Origin of the sequence: Bradyrhizobium sp. 6(2017) (assembly GCF_011058295.2) — a bacterium.
GTDB classification, from domain to species: Bacteria; Pseudomonadota; Alphaproteobacteria; order Rhizobiales; family Xanthobacteraceae; genus Bradyrhizobium; species Bradyrhizobium septentrionale.
In genome coordinates this window covers 142505-168221 of the sequence record NZ_CP049289.2, presented here as the reverse complement: position 1 = coordinate 168221, position 25717 = coordinate 142505, and the positions used below count along the sequence as shown (strand labels likewise).

At 64.7% G+C, this 25717-nt stretch carries 23 protein-coding genes, 1 tRNA gene and 1 pseudogene; 9 read left to right on the top strand and 16 right to left on the bottom strand.

Going from position 1 to position 25717, the window contains the following annotated elements; genetic code table 11:
* Position 1 precedes the first annotated feature (1 nt).
* A complete protein-coding gene (locus G6P99_RS00775; RefSeq protein WP_245284671.1) occupies positions 2-883 on the bottom strand; it encodes a YiiX/YebB-like N1pC/P60 family cysteine hydrolase in 882 nt (293 codons plus the stop codon).
* Positions 884-1081: 198 nt separating this feature from the next.
* Between G6P99_RS00775 and G6P99_RS00770 the strand changes: the two genes are divergently transcribed.
* Positions 1082-2494: a flavin monoamine oxidase family protein gene (locus G6P99_RS00770; protein WP_029081028.1), complete on the top strand. Its 1413-nt coding sequence runs from the start codon at positions 1082-1084 to the stop codon at positions 2492-2494.
* A gap of 488 nt (positions 2495-2982) precedes the next feature.
* Here the strand turns inward: G6P99_RS00770 and G6P99_RS00765 are convergent, their stop codons facing one another.
* The 4 genes from G6P99_RS00765 to pheS all read right to left on the bottom strand — a co-directional run bounded on the left by G6P99_RS00765 (position 2983) and on the right by pheS (position 8793).
* Positions 2983-3924, bottom strand: coding sequence for an MBL fold metallo-hydrolase (locus tag G6P99_RS00765; RefSeq protein ID WP_165126998.1), 942 nt, complete (start codon positions 3922-3924; stop codon positions 2983-2985).
* Between the two features lie 32 nt (positions 3925-3956).
* Positions 3957-4733 carry a sulfite exporter TauE/SafE family protein gene (locus G6P99_RS00760; RefSeq protein ID WP_029081029.1) on the bottom strand — a complete coding sequence of 259 codons (777 nt, stop codon included), beginning with the start codon at positions 4731-4733 and terminating at the stop codon, positions 3957-3959.
* A gap of 288 nt (positions 4734-5021) precedes the next feature.
* Positions 5022-7430, bottom strand: a complete 2409-nt coding sequence (gene pheT / locus G6P99_RS00755) for a phenylalanine--tRNA ligase subunit beta (RefSeq protein ID WP_029081030.1) — start codon at positions 7428-7430, stop codon at positions 5022-5024.
* A gap of 280 nt (positions 7431-7710) precedes the next feature.
* A complete protein-coding gene (pheS, locus tag G6P99_RS00750; RefSeq protein ID WP_165126996.1) occupies positions 7711-8793 on the bottom strand; it encodes a phenylalanine--tRNA ligase subunit alpha in 1083 nt (360 codons plus the stop codon).
* Positions 8794-9053: 260 nt separating this feature from the next.
* Between pheS and G6P99_RS00745 the strand changes: the two genes are divergently transcribed.
* On the top strand, positions 9054-9446 hold the full coding sequence (locus G6P99_RS00745) for a hypothetical protein (RefSeq protein WP_205751468.1): 393 nt from the start codon (positions 9054-9056) through the stop codon (positions 9444-9446).
* 63 nt (positions 9447-9509) lie between these two features.
* Here the strand turns inward: G6P99_RS00745 and rplT are convergent, their stop codons facing one another.
* The 3 genes from rplT to infC form a co-directional block, all read right to left on the bottom strand.
* Entirely contained in the window at positions 9510-9869 is a 360-nt protein-coding gene (gene rplT / locus G6P99_RS00740) for a 50S ribosomal protein L20 (RefSeq protein ID WP_029081033.1), read from the bottom strand.
* 75 nt (positions 9870-9944) lie between these two features.
* Positions 9945-10145 carry a 50S ribosomal protein L35 gene (gene rpmI / locus G6P99_RS00735; RefSeq protein ID WP_008539890.1) on the bottom strand — a complete coding sequence of 67 codons (201 nt, stop codon included), beginning with the start codon at positions 10143-10145 and terminating at the stop codon, positions 9945-9947.
* 557 nt (positions 10146-10702) lie between these two features.
* Positions 10703-11242 carry a translation initiation factor IF-3 gene (infC, locus tag G6P99_RS00730; RefSeq protein WP_029081034.1) on the bottom strand — a complete coding sequence of 180 codons (540 nt, stop codon included), beginning with the start codon at positions 11240-11242 and terminating at the stop codon, positions 10703-10705.
* 227 nt (positions 11243-11469) lie between these two features.
* On the opposite strand from infC, the gene G6P99_RS00725 reads away from it, so the two are divergent.
* Together G6P99_RS00725 and G6P99_RS00720 are read left to right on the top strand one after the other, a co-directional pair.
* Entirely contained in the window at positions 11470-12285 is an 816-nt protein-coding gene (locus tag G6P99_RS00725; RefSeq protein ID WP_029081035.1) for an alpha/beta hydrolase, read from the top strand.
* A gap of 142 nt (positions 12286-12427) precedes the next feature.
* Entirely contained in the window at positions 12428-12895 is a 468-nt protein-coding gene (locus tag G6P99_RS00720) for a nuclear transport factor 2 family protein (protein ID WP_029081036.1), read from the top strand.
* A gap of 109 nt (positions 12896-13004) precedes the next feature.
* On the opposite strand, the gene G6P99_RS00715 is transcribed toward G6P99_RS00720, so the two are convergent.
* From G6P99_RS00715 to G6P99_RS00705, 3 genes are read right to left on the bottom strand one after another with little or no spacing between them, the layout of a single operon-like run.
* Positions 13005-13802: an acyl-CoA thioesterase domain-containing protein gene (locus tag G6P99_RS00715; protein WP_029081037.1), complete on the bottom strand. Its 798-nt coding sequence runs from the start codon at positions 13800-13802 to the stop codon at positions 13005-13007.
* Positions 13803-13836: 34 nt separating this feature from the next.
* Positions 13837-15027 (bottom strand): tRNA epoxyqueuosine(34) reductase QueG, encoded by a 1191-nt coding sequence (queG, locus tag G6P99_RS00710; RefSeq protein ID WP_029081038.1) that lies wholly within the window; start codon positions 15025-15027, stop codon positions 13837-13839.
* Complete coding sequence (locus tag G6P99_RS00705; RefSeq protein WP_029081039.1) at positions 14976-15668, bottom strand: glutathione S-transferase family protein; 693 nt, start codon at positions 15666-15668, stop codon at positions 14976-14978. The genes queG and G6P99_RS00705 overlap by 52 nt, the downstream gene beginning before the upstream one ends.
* Before the next feature lie 263 nt (positions 15669-15931).
* Here G6P99_RS00705 and G6P99_RS00700 point away from each other — a divergent pair, with 263 nt between their 5' ends.
* Positions 15932-16738, top strand: a complete 807-nt coding sequence (locus G6P99_RS00700) for an undecaprenyl-diphosphate phosphatase (RefSeq protein ID WP_029081040.1) — start codon at positions 15932-15934, stop codon at positions 16736-16738.
* Between the two features lie 158 nt (positions 16739-16896).
* Here the strand turns inward: G6P99_RS00700 and G6P99_RS00695 are convergent, their stop codons facing one another.
* Complete coding sequence (locus tag G6P99_RS00695) at positions 16897-17865, bottom strand: complex I NDUFA9 subunit family protein (protein WP_165126992.1); 969 nt, start codon at positions 17863-17865, stop codon at positions 16897-16899.
* A gap of 148 nt (positions 17866-18013) precedes the next feature.
* Between G6P99_RS00695 and G6P99_RS00690 the strand changes: the two genes are divergently transcribed.
* A tRNA-Leu gene (locus G6P99_RS00690) sits at positions 18014-18100 on the top strand.
* A 198-nt stretch (positions 18101-18298) separates the two neighbouring features.
* On the opposite strand, the gene G6P99_RS00685 is transcribed toward G6P99_RS00690, so the two are convergent.
* The 3 genes and pseudogenes from G6P99_RS00685 to G6P99_RS47405 all read right to left on the bottom strand — a co-directional run.
* Positions 18299-18460: a hypothetical protein gene (locus tag G6P99_RS00685; RefSeq protein ID WP_156928712.1), complete on the bottom strand. Its 162-nt coding sequence runs from the start codon at positions 18458-18460 to the stop codon at positions 18299-18301.
* 33 nt (positions 18461-18493) lie between these two features.
* Entirely contained in the window at positions 18494-18649 is a 156-nt protein-coding gene (locus G6P99_RS47410; protein WP_371261198.1) for a hypothetical protein, read from the bottom strand.
* A 64-nt stretch (positions 18650-18713) separates the two neighbouring features.
* A pseudogene (locus G6P99_RS47405) lies at positions 18714-18896 on the bottom strand (hypothetical protein); the annotation flags it as partial.
* 295 nt (positions 18897-19191) lie between these two features.
* Here G6P99_RS47405 and G6P99_RS00675 point away from each other — a divergent pair.
* Entirely contained in the window at positions 19192-20403 is a 1212-nt protein-coding gene (locus G6P99_RS00675) for a GNAT family N-acetyltransferase (RefSeq protein ID WP_051346471.1), read from the top strand.
* A gap of 34 nt (positions 20404-20437) precedes the next feature.
* Here G6P99_RS00675 and G6P99_RS00670 read toward each other — a convergent pair whose 3' ends face one another.
* Positions 20438-21706, bottom strand: a complete 1269-nt coding sequence (locus G6P99_RS00670) for an MFS transporter (RefSeq protein WP_165126990.1) — start codon at positions 21704-21706, stop codon at positions 20438-20440.
* A 438-nt stretch (positions 21707-22144) separates the two neighbouring features.
* Here G6P99_RS00670 and G6P99_RS00665 point away from each other — a divergent pair, with 438 nt between their 5' ends.
* On the top strand, positions 22145-24925 hold the full coding sequence (locus G6P99_RS00665) for an autotransporter outer membrane beta-barrel domain-containing protein (RefSeq protein ID WP_051346470.1): 2781 nt from the start codon (positions 22145-22147) through the stop codon (positions 24923-24925).
* A gap of 128 nt (positions 24926-25053) precedes the next feature.
* Positions 25054-25668: a ribonuclease D gene (locus G6P99_RS00660; protein ID WP_029082513.1), complete on the top strand. Its 615-nt coding sequence runs from the start codon at positions 25054-25056 to the stop codon at positions 25666-25668.
* Positions 25669-25717 lie beyond the last annotated feature (49 nt).

Below are 25717 nucleotides of genomic sequence, written 5' to 3'. Positions count from 1 at the left end.
CTCACCCCGGCGCGGCCTCTGCCGCAGTCACTTCCGCAGCCGGAAGCGCCGTCTCTTCGTCAATCGCTTCAGGAACAAGCGGCGGCGACTTAGATTCTGGAAACACACTGAATTCGCCCGCTACCTCCTGGAGCGGCTTCTGCTTGTCGGCCCAGTGCAGGGCCGTGTAGTCGAAACCGTGCACGATGGTGGGTTTGACGACTTCGAAATAGGGCGAGATGTCGAAGTCGCGGGGCATGTAGAGCGAGGAATCGCGGATATGCAGGATCTCGCGGCGCGCCTTGCGGCTGGCGGCGCGCGTGATCTTGGGCAGGATCGGATAGCGCACGGCGTCGAACGCCTGCGCGATCAGCGCCGAGCAGATGATCTTGGTCGGATCGCCGGAGCCGAACGCGATCATGCGGCGGCGCCAGCGCTGCGGGATCGGCAGCGGAAACAGGAAGCGCGCGAGATCGACGATGTTCTTTGTGTCGTAGCCGAAGCCGATCCGGTTGATGGCGTAGCGGCACACCGTGGTGCGGTCCTCGAACGACAGGCCGACCGGACGGCAGAGGCGGGTGTGATAGGACAGATATTTCGACAGTGGCGCCGAGGTCACGCCCTCGCCGATATTGGCCTCGATCAGCACATGCTGCTCGCCGTCAGGCTCGAACGCACCGTCGATCGGTCCGACAAAGAGTGCAGCGTGCGACCAGGTCGATTGCGTGAGGTATTTGATGATGCCGGAAATCCGGTTGTTGCCTTCGACCAGCAGCACATCGCCGGGCTGCATGATGCCCCGCAGATGGTCCGGGTCGCTCGGCGTGAACGGCTCGTAACCGGGGACTTCCTTCTGCAGGTACCCCGCGATCCATTTACCGACGGTATCGAGCATTAAGCCCATGGATTCCCCCCAGCGGTTCTACGACCGCTTGTGTTGACCTAATCATGATCGCAAGCCGTTGCAATTTAGTTCATGCCATCAGCGGATCAATCATGATTGATTTACCATGATGGTTGCTGCGGTCGGTGAGATGCGGCACAGTTCGCGAAGCGTTCCCGTTTTCTGCAAGTCCCCGGAAACCATGCCAGAAGCTATGTCATGACAGTGACCCGCCGCGATTTCCTGTCGGCGTCCGCAGGTATCGCGCTGGCGCCTGTGCTGGGCGGCCGGGTGCTTGCCGCGCCGCCGCCGCGCGAGGCTGACATCGTCGTGATCGGCGCGGGTGCCGCGGGCATTGCCGCGGCGCGGAGGATCGTCGCCGCCAACCGCAAGGTGATCGTGGTGGAGGCGGCGGGCCAGGTCGGCGGCCGCTGCCAGACCGATGCATCGACATTCGGCGTGCCGTTCGACCGTGGCGCGCGCTGGATGCACAATCCCGAGACCAATCCGATGATCCGGCTGGCCCGCTCCGCGGGCCTCGACATCGTCACGGCGCCCGCAGGCCAGAAGATTCGCATCGGCCGGCGCTACGCCCGCCCGGGCGAGACCGAGGAATTCCTGGCGGCGCTGGTGCGCGCCAACCGCGCCGTCGACGACGCGTCGCGCAAGGCCGATATCGCCTGCGCCGCGGCGATGCCGAAGGATCTCGGCGATTGGGCCGGAACCGCGGAATTCCTGCTCGGCGCCAATTTCAGCGGCAAGGATCTGAAGGACCTCTCCGCCGTCGACAAGGTGCGCGCGCAGGATCGCAACACCGCGATCGCCTGCCGACAGGGGCTCGGCACGCTGATCGCCAAGCTTGCCGAGCAGCTGCCGACGGTGCTCTCGACGCCGGCGCAGCGCATGCTGTGGAGCAATCGCGACGTGATGGTCGAGACGCCCACAGGCAAGATCACCGCGCGCGCCGCCATCGTCACCGTCTCGAGCAATGTGCTCGCGAGCGGCAATATCAAGTTCGTGCCGGAGCTCCCGAAGCGTGCGCTCGATGCCGCAGCTAAGCTCAGCCTCGGCAGCTACGACCGCATCGCGTTGCAGCTCCCTGGCAATCCGCTCGGACTGTCGCGCGACGACGTCATTATCGAGCAGAGCAATTCGACCAGGACGGCGCTGCTCTACGGCAATATCGCCGGCTCCTCGCTGTGCACGATCGACGTCGCTGGGTCCTTCGGCCGCGATCTGTCGGCGCAGGGCGAGAAGGCAATGTCCGCGTTCGCGGTGGAATGGCTGACCAAGCTCTATGGCAGCGAGGTCGGCGCTGCGGTGAAGCAGACCAGCGCGACGCGCTGGAATGCATCGCCCTTCATCCTCGGCGCGATGTCGGCAGCAGTGCCCGGCGCACAGTTCTCCCGCAAGATCCTGACCGAGCCGATCGGCGCGATGTATCTCGCCGGCGAAGCCACCCATGAGACGCTGTGGGGCACCGTCGATGGCGCCTGGGACAGCGGCGAGCGCGCCGCCGATGCCGCGCTGCGCCGGATCGGCGCACTGAAGGATGCGGCGCCGGAGCCAGCAGCGCCGGCGCCAAAGCAGCGGAAGCGCGCGCCGCATCGCTCCGCCGGGCCGATGAATTGATCTTTCGATGAGATCAGGCATCGCGAGCGGAAGTTGAAGTAGAGAGAGCTGCCGCAATAACCAGTGTCGTCCTGGCGAAAGCCAGGACCCATAGCCACCGAATTTGGTGATGAACGGGATCGTTGCCCCAGCATCGTGCAACTATTCTCATTTGGAGTAATGGGTCCTGGCTTTCGCCAGGACGACAGCGAATGTGTTGAATGAGCATACATCCGCATCCTCGCGACATGATTTGCCCGAGTTTTGCCGCTCGTTTCGCCGCTCTTCGATCAGAGGGCGCAGGGAAAGCCGGGCGCCGATCGCACCCATGTTCCCCGCGCAACAAAAAAAGCACGGGGGTAGGACCACAGGTGTAGCCGGAAACGACCCGGCTTCCCCTGCGCGATGGTTCTACGGCTTACTTCGTGCTCTCCCCGGCGAGACTTGGCTTTTTGTCACCGTCCCCGCAGAAGCGCCTTCGCGTTTTGCGGGGAGACACCGGCCGCCCTTCACACCGGCAGCTTCAGCTCCATCAGATCCTTTGCCACCACGATCCGGCCCTTGAAATTCGTCGTCACGTCCCGCGTCCAGTCGTCGTCGGTGACGAGCGGATCGTCGCCGGGGACGAAGTGGCTCAGCACCAGCGTCTTGACGCCGGCGGCGGCTGCGATGCGGCCGACGTCTTCGGTCGAGGTGTGGCTGTCGAGCAGATGCTTCTTCAGCGTCGCGCCGTTTTTGGTCTTGGCGACCAGCCGATCGACCGCGGGGATGTAGAGGCATTCGTGCACCAGCACGTCGGCACCCCTGGCGAACTCGGCGAGCTTTGGATTGTAGGCGGTGTCGCTGGAGAACACGATCGTGCCGTCCGGGGTCTCGAACTTGTAGGCGAAATTGTCCGTGATCGGCGGATGCGGCGTGCGGAACGCGGTGACGGTAACATCAGGCGTTTTCAGCACCACGCCATCGTCGGTGATGTCTTTCGCGATCAGCAGTTTTCGCGGATCGGGCCGGCCTTCGTCCTCGATCCGGGTCTCGACGTCGAACTTGTTCAGCTCCCAATAGTGCCTGGTCATCGCCTCGATGCCCTTGGGGCCGAACGAATGGATCGGCGTCGAGAGGCCGGCCGCCCAGGCGTTGTAGAACAGATTGCCGTATTCCAGATTGTGATCGGAATGATGGTGGCTGATGAAGATGTACTTCACGGACGGGATCGGCACGCCGGCACTGACCATCTGACGGCTGACGCCCATGCCGCAATCGATCACGAACGGGGTGTCGTTGACGACGACCAGATTGGCCGGATTGGAGGCGCCGTTGCCGACGCGGGGGCCGCCCTTGGTGCCGAGGAACACGATGCGGGTGCGCGGCTTTGTACCCTGCGCGCGCACGGGCGACGCGAGCATGGCGGCGCTGCCGAGCGCCAGTTTCAATGCATTGCGGCGATCGATCATCGTTTCCTCCTCGGTCTTTTCTGAATTCGAGCCTAGCCGCCGCGCAAGATGCCATCAAGCGCAGGCAGGCCGACGATGACGGCCGCCGCGATCAGCGCGTAGCAGATGGCGCGAAACACCTGCTCGCTTGCCTTGCCGAACAGCGAGGCGCCGAACCAGACGCCGATGCCGTAAACGGGACCGACGATCAGCGAGAATTTGATCGACTCGATCGTGATCAGTCCGGTGAACCAGTAGCTCACCAGCGAGAAGAGATCCGAGGCGCCGAAGAACAGCACGATGTTGGCGCGGGAGATCACCGACGAGATCGGGCGGCCCAGCCAGTAGGCGACGATCGGCGGGCCGCCGGTCTGCGCAAGTCCGCTGCAAAAGCCCGAGAGGCCGCCGACGCCGACCGACAGCGCGGCGTGATCCTTGCCGTGGTAGCGCCAGCCCGACAGCAGCAGCGCGAGCAGTGCCGCGACGAAGCCGGAGATGATCCAGCGCGTGGTCACGGGCTCGAGCACCGTCAGGAAGTACGTACCGATCGGAACGCCGACCAGCGCGCCGGCGACCATCACCGCGGTTGCCTTGCGGTCGGCATGGGTCCAGGCATTCGGCAGCAGCGGCGCGGCAGCGACGAAATCGATGATGAGCAGGAGCGCCGCCACCAGCCGCGGCCCCGCGACGCTGCTTGCGAGCGGCATGAAGATCAGCGCCGAGCCGAACCCGGAGAAGCCGCGCGCCGTGCCCGACACGAACGCGATCGCGCAGATCGCGAGCGCGATGCTGGTCGAGATGTCGGAGGGGAGGAGGGTGAAGGGGGTCATGTGGAACGTGAGGGGTACAATCGGTTGCCTGGCTTGCGCGCGCATCGAGCGATACAAATACAGCTTCAGCTCTGTGAGAACCGTCATCCCCGCGCAAAGGCTTCGCCTTTGTCGCTGGAGGTGCGAGCGGAGCGAGCCTCGAAGGATGAATCGGCCACAGTCGGGCCGTCGACCCTTCGAGACGGCCGCTACGCGGCCTCCTCAGGGTGACGGTGATAGGTCCGCGTACATTCCCGATCCACCTCCCCCGCAAGCGGGAGAGGGGGTCGCGCAGCCTGCCTTGCGGCATCACGCCCGCAGCGTGCCGCCGGTCTTCTTGGTCACCTCGGCGACGACCTTGGCGGCGACGGCGTCGATCTCCTGGTCGGTCATGGTCTTCTCGCGCGGCTGGATCGTCACTGCGATCGCGATCGACTTCTTGTCGGGATCGATGCCCTTGCCTTCATAGACGTCGAACACGGTGACGGCCGTGATCAGCTTCTTGTCGACATTTTGCGCCGCGCGGACGATGTCGCCCGCCTTGACGCTGCGGTCGACGATGAAGGCGAAGTCGCGCGACACCGGCTGGAAGGCCGAGAACTCCAGCAGCGGCTTGGCGCGCGTTGCCCTCTGCTTGCCTTCCGGGATGCGCTCGAGGATCACCTCGAACACGATCATCGGACCATCGGCGCCAAGCGCCTCGGCCGCACGCGGATGCAGCTCGCCGAAGGTGCCGAGCACGTTCTGCGGGCCGATCTGGATGGTGCCGGAGCGTCCTGGATGCAGCCAGGCGGGGCCGCCGGGGACGATCTGCAGCGCCTGCATCGGCGCGCCGGCGGCCGCCAGCACGGCGAAGGCGTCGGCCTTGCCGTCCATTGCGTCCGCTGTCGCCGAGCCGGTCCAGGAACGGCCCGCTCCCTTTGTCGAGGCATAGCCATGGCGCACGCCGGAGGCGGCCACCAGCTGGTCTTCCGGCCGGTCGCCGCGGAACACCTGGCCGACCTCGAACAGCGCGACGTCGGGATAGCCGCGGTTGATGTTGGCCTGAACCGCGGCGACGAGGCCGGGCAGCAGGCTCGGCCGCATGTCGGAGAGATCGGCTGCGATCGGGTTGGCGAGCACGAGCTCGCTCTGGCCGCCGCCGAACAGCTTTGCCGCGTCATTGGTGATGAACGACCAGGTCACGGCCTCCACCATGCCGCGCGCGCCGAGCGCGCGCTTGGCGCGGCGGGTGCGCAGCTGCATCGGCGTCAGCACCGGCTTGCGCGGCTCCTCGCCACGCTCGAACGGCGTCATCGGCACCTTGTCGACGCCGACGATGCGCACGATCTCCTCGACGATGTCGGCCTTGCCGTGCACATCGGTGCGCCAGGACGGAACCGCGACCTTCACCACGGGGCCGTTGCCGGCCAGCATGAAGCCGAGCCGGGTGAGGATCAGCTTCACCTCGACCAGCGGCACCTCGATGCCGGCAAGGCGCTTCACCTCGCTGAGCGGGAAGTCGATGACGCGGTCCTCGCCGAACTGCTTGCCGACCACGACGTTCTCGGACGGCGTGCCGCCGCACAGCTCCAGCACCAGTTTGGTGGCGAGCTCGAGCCCGGGCACCATGAAGGCCGGATCGACGCCGCGCTCGAAGCGATAGCGCGCATCCGAATTGATGCCGAGCTTGCGGCCGGTCTGCGCGATGTTGATCTCGTTCCACAGCGCCGATTCGATCAGCACGTCGGTGGTATTGTCGTCGCAGCCGGATGCCTCGCCGCCCATGATGCCGGCGAGCGATTCGACGCCGTGCTCGTCCGCGATCACGCAGACATTGTTGTCGAGCGTGTAGGTCCGGCCGTCGAGCGCGAGCAGCGTCTCGCCGTCCTTGGCGCGGCGGACGGTGAGGTTGCCCGTCACCTTCTTGGCGTCGAATACGTGCAGCGGGCGGGCGCGGTCGTAGGTCATGAAGTTGGTGATGTCGACCAGCGCGTTGATCGGACGCAGGCCGATCGAGGTCAGCCGCTTCTGCAGCCATTCCGGCGACGGGCCGTTCTTCACCCCGCGCACCAGCCGCAGCGCGAAGCCCGGGCACAGCGTGGTGTCTTCCACCTTCACCTGGACGGGGCAGGGGAATTCGCCCTTGATCTGCCTGATGCCCTGGTCCTTGAACTTGCCCATGTCGGCGGCGGACAGGTCGCGCGCGATGCCGTGCACGCCGGCGCAGTCCTGCCGGTTCGGCGTCAGGTTGATCTCGATGGTGGGATCGCCGAGCCCTGCCCAGTCGGCATAGCCCTTGCCGAGCGGTGCGTCGGCCGGCAGCTCCATGATGCCGTCGTGATCCTCGGAGATCTGCAACTCGGCCGCCGAGCACAGCATGCCACGGCTCTCGACGCCTCGGATGGTACCGACGCCGAGCGTGATGTTCTTGCCCGGGATATAGGTGCCGGGGGCTGAGAACACGCTGATCAGCCCGGCCCGCGCATTCGGCGCGCCGCACACCACCTGCACCGGCGCACCGCCGTCGCCGGTGTCTACCATGCACACCCGCAGCCGGTCGGCATTCGGATGCTGCTCGGCCGAGATCACGCGCGCGATGGTGAACGGAGCGAGCGCCTTCGCCTTGTCCTCGATGTTCTCGACCTCGAGCCCGATCATGGTGAGCTTGTCGGCGAGCTTGTCGAGCGGCTCGTCGGTCTCGAGATGTTCCTTCAGCCAGGAGAGGGTGAACTTCACGGCTGCATGCCTCGGTTCTTGTTGGTGGTGACTGTGATGCTAGCGCCGGCGCCAGAGCTCCCTCCCCCCTTACGGGGGAGGGTTGGGGAGAGGGGTAAGCCGCTTGCTCGGAAAGACGTCGTTCTGCGGGTTGCCTCTGCAGCAGCGAAGCGAAAAGAGCTCGCGGAGATGTCCAGGTCAGCGAGTCCGTTCAGCGCCCGCGGCCACCCCTCTCCCTGACCCTCCCCCACAAGGGGGGAGGGAACGGAGAGAGCCGTTGCTGGGCCAAAGAGAACGAGACTCACGAACTCAATCCCCCCGCAATCGTCGGGATGTCGAGCGGCTTGAAGCCGTAGTGGTTGAGCCAGCGGACGTCGTTCTCGAACAGCTGGCGCAAATCGGCGATGCCGTATTTCAGCATCGTGATGCGGTCGATGCCCATGCCCCAGGCAAAACCCTGGTAGACGTCGGGATCGCTGCCGCAGGCGCGCAGCACGTTCGGGTGCACCATGCCGCAGCCGAGAATCTCCATCCAGTCCTCGCCCTCGCCGAAGCGGATCTCGCCCTTGTCGCGGCGGCACTGGATGTCGACCTCGAGCGACGGCTCGGTGAACGGGAAGAACGACGGCCGGAACCGCATGTTGATGTGGTCGACCTCGAAGAACGCCTTGCAGAACTCGTGCAGGATCCATTTGAGGTGGCCGAGATGCGAGCCCTTGTCGATCACGAGGCCCTCGACCTGATGGAATTGCGGCGTGTGGGTCGCGTCCGAGTCGATGCGATAGGTGCGGCCGGGGCAGATCACGCGGATCGGCGGCTTCTGGGTCAGCATCGTGCGCACCTGCACCGGCGAGGTGTGGGTCCGCAGCAGCATGCGCGAGCCGTCCTCCTTCGGATTGAAGAAGAAGGTGTCGTGCATCTCGCGCGCCGGATGGCCGATCGGGAAGTTCAGCTTGGTGAAGTTGTAGTCGTCGGTCTCGATGTCGGGACCGTCGGCGATGGCGAATCCCATGTCGGCGAAGATGGTGTTGACCTCTTCGAACACCTGGCTCAGCGGATGGATACGGCCGGTCTCCGCCGGCGCCTCGCGCAGCGGCAGCGTGACGTCGATGGTCTCGGCGGCGAGGCGCGCATCGAGCGCGGCCGCTTTTAGTACGTCGCGCCTGGCTGCGAGCGCCTGGGTCACCGCATCCTTGGCGAGGTTGATCCTGGCGCCTTCGGTCTTGCGCTCCTCCGGCGACATCTTGCCAAGAGTGGCGAGCAAGGCCGAGATCGAGCCCTTCTTGCCGAGGGCTGAGACGCGCACCGCCTCGAGGGCGGCTTCGTCACCGGCTGCGGTGATCTGGTCGAGAATGGACTTTTCGAGCGTTGCGAGGTCGGACACGGTCAATTCCTGCGCTTGAGCGGCGCATGATCTGGCGGGACAAACCGGTACCCGAACCGGTGCTCGCCACTGCGGACCATGCGCCAAAAATTCGGCTGGGTTGTCGCCGCCCGAAGGCCGTAACGTCAAGCAAAAAGCCGGTCATTTCGGGCATATGACCGGCAGGGTTGAACCCCGCGCGCGGGGGAGGCTACCCAAGTGGGATGTGAGGAGACCGCCCGATGCCCTTGAGACCCCGCCTGACCGCTGCCCGAGTTGCCATGGCCACTTTGGCCGCCATCATGTCGATATCAGCCACACCGGTGCTGGCGGCGGTTTGCATGGACAAGTCGATGACCCAGGACGAGATCGTCGACACCATCAACGCCCAGCGCAGCTGTGACGGCGCGATGAAGGTGTTTCGGGTCTGCGAGTTCGGGGCGAGCGGCCACGTCCTGCTCGGCGCCGCCGTCGAGAAGAAATGCGAAGCGGACTTCCTGTCCGGCCTCAAGGGCGCGCCGAAGCGGGCGTACCAGCACAAGATGCAGGTCTGCGACCGCAAGTACCGGAATCAATCCGGCACCATGTACATCTCGTTCACAGCGTTCTGCCGGGCGGAAGTCGCCCAGCGCTATTCGCACAAGGCGCTAAACGCGGGCCCGAAAGCCCGCTAGGCCTTTCATTTGAGCATGATCTGATCGGAAAACCGGTACCCACTTTTCCGGATCATGCTCGGATCAGGCCGCCAGCGCGGCCTTGGCCTTCTCGGCGATCGCCTGGAACGCAACCGGCTCGTGGATCGCGAGATCCGACAGCACCTTGCGGTCGACGACGACGCCCGACTTGGACAGGCCGTTGATGAACACGCTGTAGGTCATGCCGAACGGACGGACCGCGGCGTTGATGCGCTGGATCCAGAGCGCGCGGAAGGTGCGCTTCTTGCGCTTGCGGTCGCGGAAGGCGTACTGGCCGGCCTTTTCGACGGCCTGCTTGGCCGTGCGGATCGTGTTCTTGCGGCGGCCGTAATAGCCCTTGGCGGCCTTGAAGACTTTCTTGTGCTTGGCGTGAGAGGTCACACCGCGTTTGACGCGAGACATGACGGAAATCCTTGAGATCTAAGAAGAGGTGACGGGGCGCCGCACAGTTGCGGCGGGGTTCAAGCGGATCAGCGATCAGGCGTTCGGCAAGAAGTACTTCTTGACGTTGTCGCCGTCGGTCTTGAACAGCACGCGGGTGCCGCGGAGCTGACGGATCTGCTTCTTCGTCCGCTTGATCATGCCGTGGCGCTTACCGCGCTGGGCGTGCATGACTTTGCCAGTGGCAGTCACCTTGAAGCGCTTTTTAGCGCCCGACTTGGTCTTCAACTTGGGCATTTGGCTCTCCTACTGCACAGCACGAAAATCGCCCCGAGAGGCGTCCGGCCGGCTAAAATGCTCGTTAGAGCGTTGGAAGTGCTATGGTTTTTTCCGAATTGAAAGAACCTGCACGATACGTCGCCACGGCAGCCCTTGATCAGCCGGGCGGCGAAGGCCCGGCTTATGCCAGAGGATCGGCGGTTTTGCAACGTTTTGCGGGATGGAACCGGCGGGTGGGAACTGGCGGCAAATCTATCGTCTCCTTTCCCCTGAAAGGGGGAAGGCCGGGATGGGGGTCCAGCCGCAGACGCCGCCGCTCGTGGAGAGAGCAGATCCCCACCCGCTTTGCTCTGACGAGCAAAGCGACCTCCACTTTTCAAGGGGAGGTTGGCACCATCGGGCAAAGCGTCGTAGCCCGGATGGAGCGGAGCGAAATCCGGGGCGGTGCGCCCGCGGATGCACTTCTCCCGGATTGTGCTTCGCTGCATCCGGGCTACGAAAGCCCGTCAAATGCGAAACAGCCCGCCGGGCGATCCCGACGGGCCGTTTCATTTCAACAAATCGATTAACTCGAACTAGCGCGGCGCCAGCACCATCACGACCTGGCGGCCCTCGAACCTCGCGTCCTGCTCGACCTTGGCGAACTCGGCCACGTCGGCCTTCACCTTGTCCAGAAGCTTGGTGCCAATCTCCTGGTGCGCCATCTCACGACCGCGGTAGCGCAAGGTGATCTTGACCTTGTCGCCTTCCTCGAAGAAGCGCTGCATGGCGCGCATCTTCACGTCATAGTCGTGATCGTCGATCATCGGGCGGAGCTTGATCTCCTTGATCTCGACGACCTTCTGCTTCTTGCGGGCTTCGGCGGCCTTCTTCTGCGCGGAATATTTGTACTTGCCGTAGTCCATGATCTTGCAGACCGGAGGACTGACATTCGGCGAAATCTCGACGAGGTCCATGCCGGCTTCCATGGCCATCTTGATGGCCACCATGGTTTCGACGGTGCCTTGGTTGACACCGGCGGCATCGATCAGCTGGATCTGCGCGTTGCGAATCTCATCATTGGTGCGCGGCCCGTCTTTGGCGACTGTGGGCGGGGCTCTATTGGGACGGCGAATGGGTAACTCTCCAAAGTTGTGAAAGGGAAGGCGGATATTTTGAAGCAAGATGCTGCAACGGGCAAGCGAACTCGCTTTCTAAGCGGCAAAACCGTCAATTGCGAGGCATTTTCGCCACGCCCGGCAGATATAGCGGGTGCATCGGCTCCGCAAGGCGGGCTTGCCGCCGTTGACCGGTGCCGCGCGACGATTGAAAAGCAGATGTCTGACACGCGAGTGACCGAACCATGAGCCAAACCGCCGCATCCGGGCAGGAACCCGCCTTTATCGAGGTCGGCGAGGGCAGTGGAGCACGCCGGATCGCGGTCCGCGCCCGTGCCGGTGCCGCTCCCGGCGGCGCAATTGGCGCGCCCGGGCTGTTCTGGCTCGGCGGCTTCAAGTCCGACATGACCGGCACCAAGGCGATCGCGCTCGACGCATGGGCGGCCGAGCACGGCCGCGGCTGCACCAGGTTCGACTATTCCGGCCATGGCGAATCCGGCGGCGATTTCGCCGACGGCACGATCGGCCGCTGGCTCGAGGAGAGCTTTGCTGTGTTCTCGCAGTTCTGCAGCGGGCCGCAGGTCGTGATCGGGTCCTCGATGGGCGGCTGGATGGCGCTGCTGCTGGCCCGCGAGATTGCAAGGCGCGGCGGCGGCCGTGCGTCGCTCGCCGGTCTCGTGCTGATCGCGCCGGCGCCCGACTTCACCGAGGAGCTGATGTGGAAGGCGTTCCCGCCGGAGATTCGCGCCGAGATCGAGACCAAGGGCCTGTGGCTGCGGCCGTCGGACTATGGCGACGGCTCGCCCTATCCGATCACCCGCAACCTGATCGAGGAGGGCCGCAATCATCTGCTGCTCGGCAGCAAGATCGACGTCGGCTGTCCGGTGCGCATCCTGCAGGGCGCGCAGGATCCCGACGTGCCGTGGAAGCACGCCTTCGCGCTCGTGCACCGCCTGCCGGCAGAGGACGTGGTGCTGACCATGATCCAGGACGGCGACCACCGCCTGTCGCGGCCGCAGGACATCGCGCGGATCATCGCCGCGGTGGCGGAGATCGGCTAAGGTTTTGCGTCTTGTACGATGTCATCATCCGCGAAAGCGGATGATCCAGTACGCTGCGGCCCCTCGATTCAAGGCAACTGCTCTGGAATACTGGATGCCCCGCCTGCGCGGGGCATGACAGATGTGGTTGGGAGAAACGCCAATGGACACAACGAACATGCTGCGCGCGTTCTGCGACGCGGTCGAGCAGCGCAACGGCGAGGCGTTTGCAAGCCTCTTCACCGAGGACGGCGTCTATCACGACGTGTTCTACGGCGCGTTCAAGGGCCACGCCAAAATCGCCGAGATGATCGATGACTGGTTCTACCGGACCGCGACCGATTTCCGCTGGGTCATGCACGATCCCGTCTCTGACGGCGCGACGCTCTATGCGCGCTACACGTTCAGCTATCGCTCGACCTTGCCGGAAGCCAAGGGGGCGCGGGCGATGTTCGAGGGCGTCGCGATCATGCGGCTGCACGACGGCAAGATCACCGAATATCACGAGGTCGCCAACACCGCGCCGGCCTTCGTCGACCTGAATTTTGCGCCGGAACGTATCGCCAAGATCGTCGGCAAGCAGGGTGCCGCGCTGAGGGCGCGGCCGGAGATGAAGCTACATTTGGCCTGAGTCAGGCCATCAGCAGTCATTGCGAGGAGCGAAGCGACGAAGCAATCCATGCCTCAGCAAGCGGAGCCATGGATTGCTTCGCTTCGCTCGCAATGACGGCGGTGAGAGCTTACGGCGGCGGCGGATTGGTCATCGGCTTGCGCTGCGCCAGCGCCGCCACGGTCGACGTGCCGATCGGGCCCTTCTCGTCATAGAGCCAGCATTCGCCGATCGCGACGCCGTCGGTGGCGCGGTGGTTGACGACCTCGAAGCCGATCCAGTTGGTCACCGGCAAACGGTGCAGATAGATCGTGACGTCGCTGTTGATGTAGCCGAGCCCCTGGTCGCCGGCATTGGCGAACGGGCTCGCGAAATCCGCGCCGGTCGCGACGTGGACGAACGGCGTCATCTTCACGCCGGCGACGAGCTCGCGCACCTCGCTCATCCAGAGCCGGCGCTCGCCGAGTGAACTCATATGGCCGACAATTGGCCGCGTCTCCCATTTGCCGTTCATGCCGAGCCTGGGATCGGCCGGCTTCGGAATCTCCGCGGGCGCCGGCACCGTCCAGTTCGGCGGCGACCACACATTGCCCGGCGCATTTTCCGTCCGGCGCAACAATTGGCAGGAGGCGCGCGCCATGCTGGTGCCGCCGGAGACAAACTCGGCCTCGATCACCTTGATGCGGAGCCCATCGCGGACAAGTTTGGTCGTCACCTCGACCGGCGTCGTGATGTTGGGCAGCCGGAACATGTCGACCGTGAGCCGCGCGGGGATGAAATCGTCGGAGCCGTGACGCTCCTCGATGACGAAGCCGAGCAGGCCGATCACGACGCGGCCATGCATCGATTCCGGGCTCCAAGGTCCATTCGCAACAGCCGTCGGCATGAAGCCGTCGCCGTGCCTGGTGAAGAAGGGCTGGTTTGTCATGGTTGTCGACCATGATGGGAATGCCGCGATGAAATCAAGAGGCCGCTGCCGCGCGCCACTCCTGCTGCACGCTGACGTCGGGCTCGCCGCCGGCGCGTGACGACAGCGCCGCGAACGCATCGGGCGCGATCAATTGCGACAGCGCCCACACTGCGGCGCCGCGCACCAGTGGGCTCGCATCGTCGAGCAGGCGTCGCGCCTCGCCGGCGAGGTTTGCATCGCCCGAATTGCCGATCGCGATCAGCACATTGCGGATGAAGCGGTCGCGGCCGATGCGCTTGACCGGCGACTTCGTGAACAGCGCGCGAAAAGCGGCATCGTCGAGCCGCGCCAGCTCGCCGAGCGCGGGCGCGCGCAAGGCGTCACGCGCGGCAAGCTTCTGCTCGCGTCCCGCTTGCGCGAACTTGTTCCACGGACACACCGCGAGGCAATCGTCGCAACCATAGATGCGGTTGCCGATGCTCTTGCGGAATTCGTGCGGGATCGGGCCCTTGTTCTCGATCGTCAGATACGAGATGCAGCGCCGTGCATCGAGCTTGTAGGGGGCCGGAAACGCCGCGGTCGGACAGATGTCCTGGCAGGCGCGGCAGCTGCCGCAATGATCGGCTTCGCTGGAGTCGCTCGGCAGTTCGGTGGCGGAATAGATCGCGCCGAGAAACAGCCACGAGCCGAACTCGCGCGACACCAGATTGGTGTGCTTGCCCTGCCAGCCGATGCCGGCGGCCTGTGACAGCGGCTTCTCCATCACGGCGGCGGTATCGACGAACACTTTCACCTCGTCGCCGGTCGCAGCAGCGAGCCAGCGCGCCAGTGTCTTCAGCCGCTTCTTGATCACGTCGTGATAGTCGTCGCCCTGCGCGTAAACCGAGATCGCGCCATGCGATCGACGCTCGAGAATTTTTAGCGGATTGTCGTCCGGCCCGTAGTTGACGCCGAGCATGATGATCGAGCGCACACCGCCCCACAGCACGCGCGGATCGGCGCGCCGCTCCGGATTGGCGGCGAGCCAGTCCATGTCGCCATGGCCGCCGGAGTTGAGGAACTCGTGGAAGTATTTCCCGGCCTCGCCCGTCGCGTCAGGGCCGGTGAAGCCGATGGCATCGAAGCCGAGCGCGAGCGCCTCGCGCGTCAGTGCCGCCTTGAGATCGGCAGGAGAGAGCCGGACCGCCGGGTTCAGAAGTCGAGGTCCACATAGGTCCGCGACGCCGGCACCCCCGCCAGCCATTCGCTGAGCAGCGGGCGGAACGACGGGCGGGATTTCACCCGCGCGTACCACGCCTTTGCTGCGTCGTCCTCGCTCCATGGCACGTCGCCCAGATAGTCGATCGCCGAAAGGTGCGCCGCGGCGGCGAGGTCCGCGTAGGTGAGGCGGTCGCCGGCGAGATAGTTCCGGGTCTTCGCGAGCCAGCCGATATAGCTCAGATGATAGCGCACATTGACCTTGGCGGCGCGCATGATGTCGGGGGCCGGCGGGCCGCCGCCATTGTCCTCGCTCATGAAGCGCTTGTAGATCCGCTCGGTCACCAGCGGGTTGGAGGCTTCCTCGAAGAATTTCTCGTTGAACCACGCCATCAGCCGGCGCACCTCGACGCGCTCGGCGGTCGAGGTGGGCAGCAGCCGCCGCTCGCCGGCATCGAGGCCGTGCGCCTCATCGACATATTCGGCGATCACAGGCGCGCCCGGAACCGGCGGAAAGCCCTCGGCGATCAGCACCGGCGTGGTTGCCGCCGGATTGAGCGCGAGATACGCCTCGCGCCGCTCCCACACCCGCTCCTCCACCAGCCGCAGATCGAGCCCGTACTCGCCGAGCACGAGGCGAATGAATCGCGAATGCGGACAGAACGGATGGTGATACAGCGTGTACATGAAGCCCTTGGTAGTTCCGCGGCGATTAAGAAACCATCAACCTGTGTGACCTGAGCCTGCAATTTGGCCAGACCTGCTCCGGTCGTCTCTATGTCGCGTCAGCACGCAAACCGGTAGCCACCCCCGCAGATGGTGCGGGTCACAAAAACGCTATAGCCCAGCAAATCGGTCAGGTAACCCATTGTTTGACGATTTTTTGCGATTGCGGCCAATGTGCGAATAAGCGAGAAGAATCCCGTTTTCCACACAGGGCAGGCCACATCATGATGACGGATATGCTGCGAGCGGTGATTCTCGGCATCGTCGAGGGCGTCACAGAGTTCCTGCCGGTCTCCTCGACAGGCCACCTGTTGCTCGCGGAACGCTTCTTCAATCTCGGCGAAGGCAATTTCTGGAAGAGTTTTGCGATCCTGATTCAGCTCGGTGCGATCCTCGCGATCGTCGCGCTGTATTTCGTCAAGCTGTGGCGCGTGGCGCTCGGCATGTTCTCCAATCCCGACGATCGCCGCTTCGTGATCGGCGTGCTGGTGGCGTTCCTGCCCGCCGTCGTGATCGGCCTGATCGCCGGCAAATACATCAAGGAATTCCTGTTCAATCCGTGGGTGGTCTGCTTCACGCTGATCGTCGGCGGCGCCGTCCTGCTCTGGGTCGATCAGCTCGATCTCAAGGTGTACGAGGACGATGCGACCCGGTTCCCGCTGTTGATGTATTTCTGGATCGGCGTCGCGCAGTGCCTGGCGATGATCCCCGGCGTGTCGCGCTCCGGCGCCAGCATCGTGGCCGCGATGCTGCTCGGCGCCGACAAGCGCTCGGCGGCGGAGTTCTCGTTCTTCCTCGCGATCCCGACCATGGTCGGCGCGTTCGCCTATGATTTCTACAAGAACCGCGCCGACTTCACGTCGGACAATCTCAGCGTGATCGCGGTCGGCTTCGTGGTGTCGTTCATCACGGCGATGATCGTGGTGCGGGCGTTCCTCAACTTCGTCACCCGCCGCGGCTTCACGTTCTTTGCCTGGTGGCGCGTGATCGTCGGCACCCTCGGCCTGATCGCGCTGGCGATGGGGCGGTAAGGACAACTCCGCTCGTCGTCCCTGCGAAAGCAGGCACCCATAACCACCATTCGCTCAGTGGCGCAGGGCTGTGGCCTCAGCGCTGTACACCTTGGACATTCGTGGTTATGGGTCCCGGCTCGCGCTTCGCTTGGCCGGGACGACGTGTGGAGAGAGGGTTACGCGCTCTTCTTCTGGAACTGCCCGGTCGCGCGGAAGCGCCAGAGATATTGCGGGGCGATCGCTTCCATCGAATCAGGCGTGATGCCGAGGCCGGCGAAAGTGAGCCCGGCGGCCTTGGCGGCATCCGACACCACATTGTCCGAACGCAGCATCGCGACCTGGTCCGGCGTCAGCGTGAAGGGGCCCGGCGCGAATTGCAGGACATACGATTGCAGCTTGGCGAGGCCGAACGGCAGCGGCGCCAGCATGCGGTCGCGCTGGGTGATCTGGAGGATGATCTCCATCACCTCACGCATGGTCAGCACCTCAGGGCCGCCGAGCTCGTAGGTCGCGCCCGGCTTCGCCTTGCCGTCGACGGCATCGGCCACCGCGTCGGCGACGTCGGCGACATAGGTCGGCTGCAGCTTGCCAGTGCCGCCGCCGACCAGCGGCAGGACCGGCGACATCCGCGCCAGCGCCGCAAAGCGGTTGGTGAACTGATCCTCCGGCCCGAACAGCAGCGACGGCCGCATGATGGTGGCCTGTGGCAAGGCCGCCTGCACCGCGGTCTCGCCGGCCGCCTTGGCGCGGTAATAGCCCGACAGCGAATTCTCGTCGGCCCCGATCGCCGAGACGTGGACCATCCGGGCGCCGGCGGTGGCCGCCGCCCTGGCGATGGTCTCGGCGCCCTTCACCTGCACGGCGTCAAAGCTCTGCCCGCCGCCCTCGGCCAGGATGCCGACCAGATTGATGGCGATATGCGAATCACGCATCGCCGCCTCGACCGAAGCCGGGTAGCGCACGTTGGCCTGGACCGCATGAATCTGCCCGACGCGGCCGAGCGGCTGCAGATGGAAGGCCAGTTCAGGCCGTCGCACCGCGACTCGCACGCGGTAATCGCGCTTGCACAGCGCCCGGACCACGTTCCGTCCCAGAAAACCCGATCCGCCGAAGACCGTGACGAGCGTTTCCAGGTTCGATGCCATGAGGTAAATTCCTGCCGGATTCGAGAGCGATTGAGCGCATTTAGCGCCTCTCGCGATACGCCATCAGCCCAATCCTGTACAGGCTATTTGAATTTCCAAACCCGAATTTGACAAGCGCGTAACCGATCCTTACTAAGCCGCTCCACATGCCCAGGTGGCGGAATTGGTAGACGCGCTGGCTTCAGGTGCCAGTGGCTTAACGGCCGTGAAGGTTCGAGTCCTTTCCTGGGCACCACCCCCTTTTTAAGCGATTGAAATCGCTCAGCATCCACAGGGGTGGGTGCGGCGAAGCCGTAGCCCGCCGAGGGTGGGGCGAGACGGCGATTATACCGTTGGCCCTCCGCGCTATACCCGTGGTCGGTTGCTCATTTCCGAGCCGTTAGACGACATGGACGCAGTCTCGTTCGATCCAAACGGAGTGCATGTAGCTTGGCTACTCCAAGACCTCGCCGACTTCGAGTTCGACCAGGTCTCCTTTGAGATCGACGACTGGAAAATGGCGGCCGAGGCACCTCATGAATAGTGCCCGCGTCTCCCTGTCTTCCGGCAGCGCCTCCGGAACAGCCACGACTTCAACTCTGTCCCCGATCTTCATTATCAACGCCTTCCGGCGGCGAGCAAAACGAGTCTAGGCCCGCATTCCAACCGCAGGACCAAACGGCGGGTCATCATCGTTCGGCGGCGCCGGCGCGTAGTGATCGAATTGCATGGTGAAGGTCGCGCGGCCCCGGCCTGCCACGCGCAGGCCATTCGTGTACCCGAACATGTTCATCAGCGGCACCATTGCTGCGATGACGACGCTGTCGCTGTGCGCGCTTTGATTCTGAATCGTGGCACGGCGCAGGGACGCGCTTCATGAGGTCGATCTTGGTGTCGAGCTGCAGCTCGCTGATGCCCTTCAGGATGATCTGGCCGGACTCAGGATCAGTCGACACGCGGAAGGAGGGATCCTCCGCGGCCAGCTCGGCGAGCGCAGCCTTAAGCCTCTGATGGTCGGCTTGCGACTTAGGCTCGATCGCAATTTCGATAATGCCGGGTTGCACGAGCGGTCCACCTTCGCTCCATGATATCACGAGATGGACGGTGAGGTGTGTTAACCACGCGGCCGCCGAATACGTCGTTCCGTCGTCAACAAGGAGCCTGACGGTCGGTGTAGCCAAAACGGAACCGATAGCCTCATGACCAGGTAAACGATGGAGGTAACCCCCCTTCTCTCGGCCTGCGACACTTTACCATTTCTGTCCAGACATCGAATTACGCTCAGATGGCGCGCCGACCGGACGGCCTCAGCTGCGCTGGGACTACGCACTACGACAGGGCTAGGGGATGATCGCGATCGAAAGCCACGCAGCGCGGGCTCAACCAGCGCGCATCGCCGCCGTTGACATCGTCCACGATCTCGACGCCGCCGAGACGATCTGGCGGAGTCTTGAGAACTCGAACCATTCCATCACGCCGTTTCAGCGGTTCGACTTCCTCGCCCCGTGGCAGCGTGAGGTCGGTGAGCGCGCGGGACTGTCGCCTTTCATCGTTGTTATGCTTGACGGCGACGGCCAACCACGGGGCTTGCTGCCGCTCGCCCAGCAAACAGCGCTGGGCGTGCGCCGCGCGAGCTTCATGGGCGGCGAGCACGCAACCTTCAACATGGGCCTGTGGGATCGCGAGTTCGCCGCCGGTGTCACGAAGGCCGATCTCAACGCAGTCATCGCGATGCTCGCCAAGCGCGACGAGGCCGACGTGCTGGTGCTGCGCCAACAGCCGGCCCAGTGGCGCGACGTGCAAAATCCGCTGGCGCTGCTGCCTCATGAACCCCCGGTCTTCAACTGCCCGATGCGCACAATCGAGCCGGGCGCAACGACCGCGAACCTGATCGGCGATCCCTCCCGCCGCATGAAGCTCAAACAGCGCAAGCTGCTGGAGCTGACCGGCTACCGCTATCACGTCGCCTCTGCCGACGCCGACATCGCCCGTCTGCTCGACTGGTTCTTTCGCGTGAAGTCGGAGCGGCTGGCCGAGCGGAAGCTGTCCAATGTGTTCGCCGAACGCGCCGTGGAGACATTCATCCGCACCGCCTGCATGACAAAGCTGCCCCATGGCGGCCGTGCCATCGAAATCCACGCGCTCGAAAGCGACGAGGAAGTGATCGCGATCTTCGCCGTGGTTGCCGACGGCCACCGCTTCTCGACGATGTTCAACACCTACACTTTGTCAGACAATGCGAAATTCAGCCCCGGCCTGCTCTTGATGCAGGAAATCATCCATCATTTTGCCGGCCGGCACTATCGTGCCTTCGACTTCGGCCTTGGCTCGCATGAATACAAGCGGCTGTTCTGTAAGGACGACGAACCGCTCTTCGACAGTTTCATTCCGCTCACCAGGCTCGGCCGACAAGCCGCCGGAGTGATGTCCGCGGTCGATCGCACCAAGCGGTTGGTGGAGCACCACCCGAAGCTCCGCGGCGTTGCGCAGCACCTTCGCAAGGTCTTGCTTGACAAGGCATTCTGCGCAATTCCTCTCGTTTCCCTGCTTCAAATGTAGCCGTCGAACTTCGTCAACCGCCCGGCACCTCCCGTCAGACGATGCGCCGGCCGGCGCGGCGCGCGATCGGCCGCTGCACGAAATACATCGCAGTCAGCGAGATCAGGGTCGTGGCAACGACGATGTAGCCGAGACGGTCGAAGTGCAGCAGCGAACCGTCCGGGTTCTCGGCGATGATCGCCGCCGCGAACACCGAGCCCAAGCCGCCCGACAACTGTTGTACGGATGCTGAGACCGCGCTGAACGAGCCGCGCTGGCTGGCATCGGGGATCGCCGACATCAACGCCTGTGACGGGATCATGCGCGAGAAGATGCCGACGAACATCAGCACATTGACGACGATCGCGGTCAGCAGCGAGACGTGGCCGAGATTGGTGTAGATCAGCACCATGATGACGGACACCACGCAGCCGAACGCGAAGGTCGGATATTTGCCGAATTTGTCGCTGGCGCGGCCGACCAGCGGCCCGATGAGGATGCTGAACAGGCCGGAGACCAGATAGATCGTCGGCAGATGGACGATGTCGATGCCGAGATTGTGCACGGTGAAGGCGCTGCCGAACGGCATCAGCATGAAGCCGCCGGTCGCCAGCAGCGTCGTCACCAGGAAGGCCAGCGTGTAGCGCGGCTGCCCGACGGTTGCGACCAGATGGCGGAACGGATTGCTGTCATGCTGCAGCTTGAGATGCCCGTCGACCGGCTCCATCACCAGCGCGATGACGGCGATTGCCGCGATCGACAGGCCGACGATGGCGACAAAGCAGATGTGCCAGTTCCAGTGATTGGCCAGGAAAAGTCCGGCCGGGACGCCGAGCACCTGGCTCGCGGCGAACGCCGTCTGCAGCACGCCCATCGCGCGGCCGCGCTGTTGCAGCGGATACAGGTCGGTGACGATCGCAAGCACGACGGACCCGATCACGCCGCCGAACAGGCCGGTGACGATGCGGCCGAGCAGCAGCACGTGGAAATTCTGCGCCACCGCGCAAAGCACGGTACCGAGCATGAAGCCGACATAGAAGAACAGCAGCAGCCGCTTGCGGTCGAAGCGATCGGCAAAGCCGGCAGCGAGGATGCCGGAAAATCCGGCGGCGAAAGCGTAGGCGGAGACCGCGACGCCGAACTGCCCGGCCGTGATGTTGAGCGAGGGCATCAGGATGGCGCCGAGCGGCGACATGATGATGAAGTCGAGAATCAGGGTGAATTGCGTGAAGGCAAGCAGCGCGATCAGGAACGATTGATAGCGCGTAAAGCCGCGCTCCTGCTGGTCGTCGTCGATCGGCGCGGCGATGGTCTGTTCCGACATGAGGCTCATTTCACTGGGAGGCTGGGTGGGGCTGGCCACAGATAGGGAGGGCACGTGAGGATTTCATGGGGCGCGCGGGCAACAGTTCCATCGAAATCGGGAGCTTGGGGAATGGCTTGGCCGTGCGCACCAGGCCAAAATCGGCGCGAGAATGCGGGAAGCAGGACGTCCGGCACGCAACGGCAATTGTTTCCGGTTGTGTCGGGCGACAACTGCAACGTTTGAGTGGTATACTTCGCAACCTTGAAAGTGTACGCACGTCAAGGATGTGAATCGCAACGATGCATCTCCTGGTTCCGTCTGTGGCGATGACGCAACAGATCGCTGCAAATCGTCTCAAGCTTGAACGGAGCGGATCAGCCGACGCTGAGAGCGGGGCAGGGGGTAGCAGGGGGCGCGAGGCCGGGGGCTCGGTTCGCGCCGACGTTGGAGAAGGGCATGGTTTCATCGCGGCTCGCGGCGATCCTGTCGTGCACTCTGGGTGGCGGCTGTCTTCTATCTGCGTCGCAGGCGTTCGCTGCCTGCGACAGTCTCGCGCCGGTGAGCGGTCAGACGGTGACCTGCTCGACCGCTGCGCCGAATCCCTCGCCGGCGGGCGTGCAGGCCGCGGCCGGCAGCTCGAACGTCACCGTGAACTTGCTGCAGGGCGCCGGCATCACGCCGGGCGCCGGAGCGACCGCGATCGGCCTTGTCGCCGGCAGCACCGCCACCAACAACGGCACGCTGACGATCAGCGGCGGCGGCACCGGAATCTTCGGCAGCGGCAACGGCAACGTCTTCACCAACGGTGCGTCGGGCGTGATCTCGACCACAGGTGCCGGCAGCAACGCGATCGCCGCCAGCAGCAACGGCAACACGCTGATCAACAACGGCACCATCACGACGCAGAACGGCACCGCGCGCGGGCTTGCCATCACCGGTCTCACCCAACACAGCAACAATACGCTGATCAATACCGGCACGATCACGACCCAGGGCCCGCAGTCGCACGGCCTCTATGTGCAGACCGGCGACAGCAACACCTTCACCAACAGCGGCACCATCACCACGGCGGGGGCGGGGGCGCGCGCGATCTTCTCCGCCGGGCAGTTCGCGAATATCACCAACACCGGCACGCTGCTGACGACCGGCGGCGATGCCGGCGGCACCGCCAACAACACCGTGTTCATGCAAGGCAATGCCGGCGTGCTGCGGAACAGCGGCACCATCGAGGCGCGCGGCGTCAATGCCGACGGCGTGTTCTCCAACACCGCGGGATCGTCATTCACCGCCCGCATCGAGAACTTCGCCGGCGGCCGGATCATCAGCCAGTCAGGGCCCGCGATCCGCACGCTCAACGGCGCCACCACCATCGTCAATGCCGGCCTGATCGCCGGCAACAGCGGCACGGCGCTCGCGGGCGGCGGCGGTGCGGTGACGATGATCCTGCAAACCGGCTCGCAGATATCAGGCCTTGCCGATGGCGGTGGCGGCAACAACCAGGTACGGCTGCAGGGCAGCGGCACGGCGAACAACCCGTTCGCGCGGTTCCAGACGCTGACGATGGAAGGCGCTGACTGGACCTGGGCCGGCACCGGCACCTTCGCCAACACCTTCGTCAACAGCGGCTCGCTGACGCTGCAGACCTCGCTGACCGGCAATGTCTCGATTGCATCAGGCACCAGCCTGCTGGCGGGTAACGGCGCCAATCCGTCGATCACGCCGTTTCCGGGTGGTCCGCCTGTTACCGTCACCAATGCTGGCGTCATCAACCTGGCCAATGGCGGCGCCACCGCTGGGAACAGTCTCACGATTGCGGGAAACTATGTCGGTAATGGCGGCGGACTCTTTCTGCGCACCGTGCTCGGTGGCGACGGCTCACCGTCGGATCGTCTCGTCATCTCCGGCGGCAACGCGTCGGGCTCGACCGCCGTCACCGTCAGCAATGCCGGCGGCGCGGGCGCGCTGACCGCCGCCGACGGAATCATGGTGGTGCAGGCCGTTAATGGCGGCACCACGGCCGCAGGCGCATTCGGTCTCACCAACGCCGTCGTGGCCGGCGCGCACGAATATCTCCTGTTCCGTGGCGGCGTGTCCGCGGGCAGCGCCGACAACTGGTATCTGCGCTCGACGCTGTTGCCCGGCACGGCTGCGCCTGCGCCGCCGCTTGCGCCTCCGCCGCCGCCGCCGGCATCGCCCGATGTGGTCCCGCCGCCATCGACGCCGCTCGCACCCGACGTGTCGGCGCTGACGCCGCCGGCGGCGGGCGCAGCGCCAGTCGAGCTCTATCGCGAGGAAGCCTCGGTCTATTCGGCGCTGCCGCAGGTCGCGCAGAAGCTCGGGCTTGCGACGCTCGGCACCTTCCATCAGCGCCAGGGCGATCAGGCCCTGCTGACCGGCAGCGGCGAGCAGCCGGCAGCGTGGGCGCGCGCCTATGGCTCGCGCAGCTCGCAGAGCTGGGCCGGCACGGTCAGCCCCTCGTTCGACGGCACCATGGCCGGCGTGCAGGTCGGCGTCGACATCCTGCGCTTTCAGTCCGCGCCCGAGCATCATGATCGCGCGGGGTTCTTCTATGCCTATGGCTGGGCCAGCGGCACCGTTAACGGTTTTGCGCTCGGCTTGAATGATGTGCGCACCGGCACGCTCTCGATCGACAGCCAGAATGTCGGCGGCTACTGGACCCATATCGGCCCCTCGGGCTGGTATGTCGACGCCGTGCTGATGGGCAGCTTCTACGGTGCCAGTCCGCAGTCGGATCGCCAGGTCGGCGCGCGTGTATCGGGCACCGGCGTCGCGGCGTCGCTGGAATCAGGGGTACCGATCCCGCTGAATCGATTTGTCGCGATCGAGCCGCAGGCGCAGCTGATCTGGCAACGCCAATCGTTCGACAGCTTCAACGACATGTTCTCCAGCGTCGCACTCGGCAGCGCCGATACGCTGACCGGCCGGCTCGGCGTCCGCATTCCGGCAACCTTCGTCGTCGGCACCGCCGAGCTGCGTCCCTATCTCGAGGTCAATCTCTGGCACACCGCCGCGAACGACCGCAGCATCGCCTTTGCGACGACCGACCTGATCGGCGTGCAAAGCCGCGGCACCGCCGTCGAGATCGGCGCCGGCGTCTCCGCGCAGCTCAATCGTACGATCAGCGCCTATGCGAGCGCGGGCTACACCACCTCGGTGGACTCGACGCATCGCGAGGACATCACCGGCCGGTTCGGGCTGCGCGTCAGCTGGCAGTAGCGCTGCGCTGGCGTCGGACGGTGTGGGGCAGCAAGCCATTGTCTCCGCTGCACAATGGCGCTACACCGTGAACCAACTGTGCCAGCGATAGCCTGTCCCGACAGCGATTCGACGAGGTTTTTGACAGCATGACCATCCGCCTGCATCGCGGCGACCTGCCCGATCTGTCCCGCTACACCGATTCGGTGGCGATCGACACCGAGACCATGGGACTGCATCCGCATCGCGACCGGCTCTGCGTGGTGCAGATGTCGAACGGCGACGGCACCGCCGACGTGATCCAGATTCCGAAGGGACACACCGATTCGCCGAACCTGAAGGCGCTGCTCGCCAATCCGAAAGTCACCAAGATCTTCCATTTCGCGCGGTTCGACGTCGCGGTGCTCTACAACACTTTCGGCGTGATGCCGGCGCCGGTCTATTGCACCAAGATCGCCTCGCGCCTGTCGCGCACGTACACCGACCGCCACGGCCTGAAGGATCTGGTGCGCGAGGTGCTGAACGTCGAATTGTCGAAGCAGCAGCAGTCGAGCGACTGGGGCGCGCAAAGCCTGAGCGAGGCCCAGCTCGCCTACGCCGCCTCCGACGTGCTGCACCTGCACGCGCTACGCGACAGACTCGATGTCATGCTGGCGCGCGAGGGACGGACGGATCTTGCCAGGGCATGCTTCGAATTCCTGCCGACGCGCGCCAGGCTCGATCTCGACGGCTGGGAGGCCGAGGACATTTTCGCCCATTCATAATGGGCGCCGAATTCGTCGCAGCAGGGGCGATTCCGCCCCGTTTCGGCCA

Coding starts and splice junctions, on each gene's coding strand:
- G6P99_RS00775 (WP_245284671.1), bottom strand. CDS start 883: ATGGGCTTAATGCTCGATACCGTCGGTAAATGGATCGCGGGGTACCTG.
- G6P99_RS00770 (WP_029081028.1), top strand. CDS start 1,082: ATGACAGTGACCCGCCGCGATTTCCTGTCGGCGTCCGCAGGTATCGCG.
- G6P99_RS00765 (WP_165126998.1), bottom strand. CDS start 3,924: ATGATCGATCGCCGCAATGCATTGAAACTGGCGCTCGGCAGCGCCGCC.
- G6P99_RS00760 (WP_029081029.1), bottom strand. CDS start 4,733: ATGACCCCCTTCACCCTCCTCCCCTCCGACATCTCGACCAGCATCGCG.
- G6P99_RS00745 (WP_205751468.1), top strand. CDS start 9,054: ATGGCCACTTTGGCCGCCATCATGTCGATATCAGCCACACCGGTGCTG.
- rplT (WP_029081033.1), bottom strand. CDS start 9,869: ATGTCTCGCGTCAAACGCGGTGTGACCTCTCACGCCAAGCACAAGAAA.
- rpmI (WP_008539890.1), bottom strand. CDS start 10,145: ATGCCCAAGTTGAAGACCAAGTCGGGCGCTAAAAAGCGCTTCAAGGTG.
- G6P99_RS00725 (WP_029081035.1), top strand. CDS start 11,470: ATGAGCCAAACCGCCGCATCCGGGCAGGAACCCGCCTTTATCGAGGTC.
- G6P99_RS00720 (WP_029081036.1), top strand. CDS start 12,428: ATGGACACAACGAACATGCTGCGCGCGTTCTGCGACGCGGTCGAGCAG.
- G6P99_RS00715 (WP_029081037.1), bottom strand. CDS start 13,802: ATGACAAACCAGCCCTTCTTCACCAGGCACGGCGACGGCTTCATGCCG.
- queG (WP_029081038.1), bottom strand. CDS start 15,027: ATGGCTGGCGGGGGTGCCGGCGTCGCGGACCTATGTGGACCTCGACTT.
- G6P99_RS00705 (WP_029081039.1), bottom strand. CDS start 15,668: ATGTACACGCTGTATCACCATCCGTTCTGTCCGCATTCGCGATTCATT.
- G6P99_RS00700 (WP_029081040.1), top strand. CDS start 15,932: ATGATGACGGATATGCTGCGAGCGGTGATTCTCGGCATCGTCGAGGGC.
- G6P99_RS00695 (WP_165126992.1), bottom strand. CDS start 17,865: ATGGCATCGAACCTGGAAACGCTCGTCACGGTCTTCGGCGGATCGGGT.
- G6P99_RS00685 (WP_156928712.1), bottom strand. CDS start 18,460: ATGAAGATCGGGGACAGAGTTGAAGTCGTGGCTGTTCCGGAGGCGCTG.
- G6P99_RS47410 (WP_371261198.1), bottom strand. CDS start 18,649: ATGGTGCCGCTGATGAACATGTTCGGGTACACGAATGGCCTGCGCGTG.
- G6P99_RS00675 (WP_051346471.1), top strand. CDS start 19,192: ATGATCGCGATCGAAAGCCACGCAGCGCGGGCTCAACCAGCGCGCATC.
- G6P99_RS00670 (WP_165126990.1), bottom strand. CDS start 21,706: ATGTCGGAACAGACCATCGCCGCGCCGATCGACGACGACCAGCAGGAG.
- G6P99_RS00665 (WP_051346470.1), top strand. CDS start 22,145: ATGGTTTCATCGCGGCTCGCGGCGATCCTGTCGTGCACTCTGGGTGGC.
- G6P99_RS00660 (WP_029082513.1), top strand. CDS start 25,054: ATGACCATCCGCCTGCATCGCGGCGACCTGCCCGATCTGTCCCGCTAC.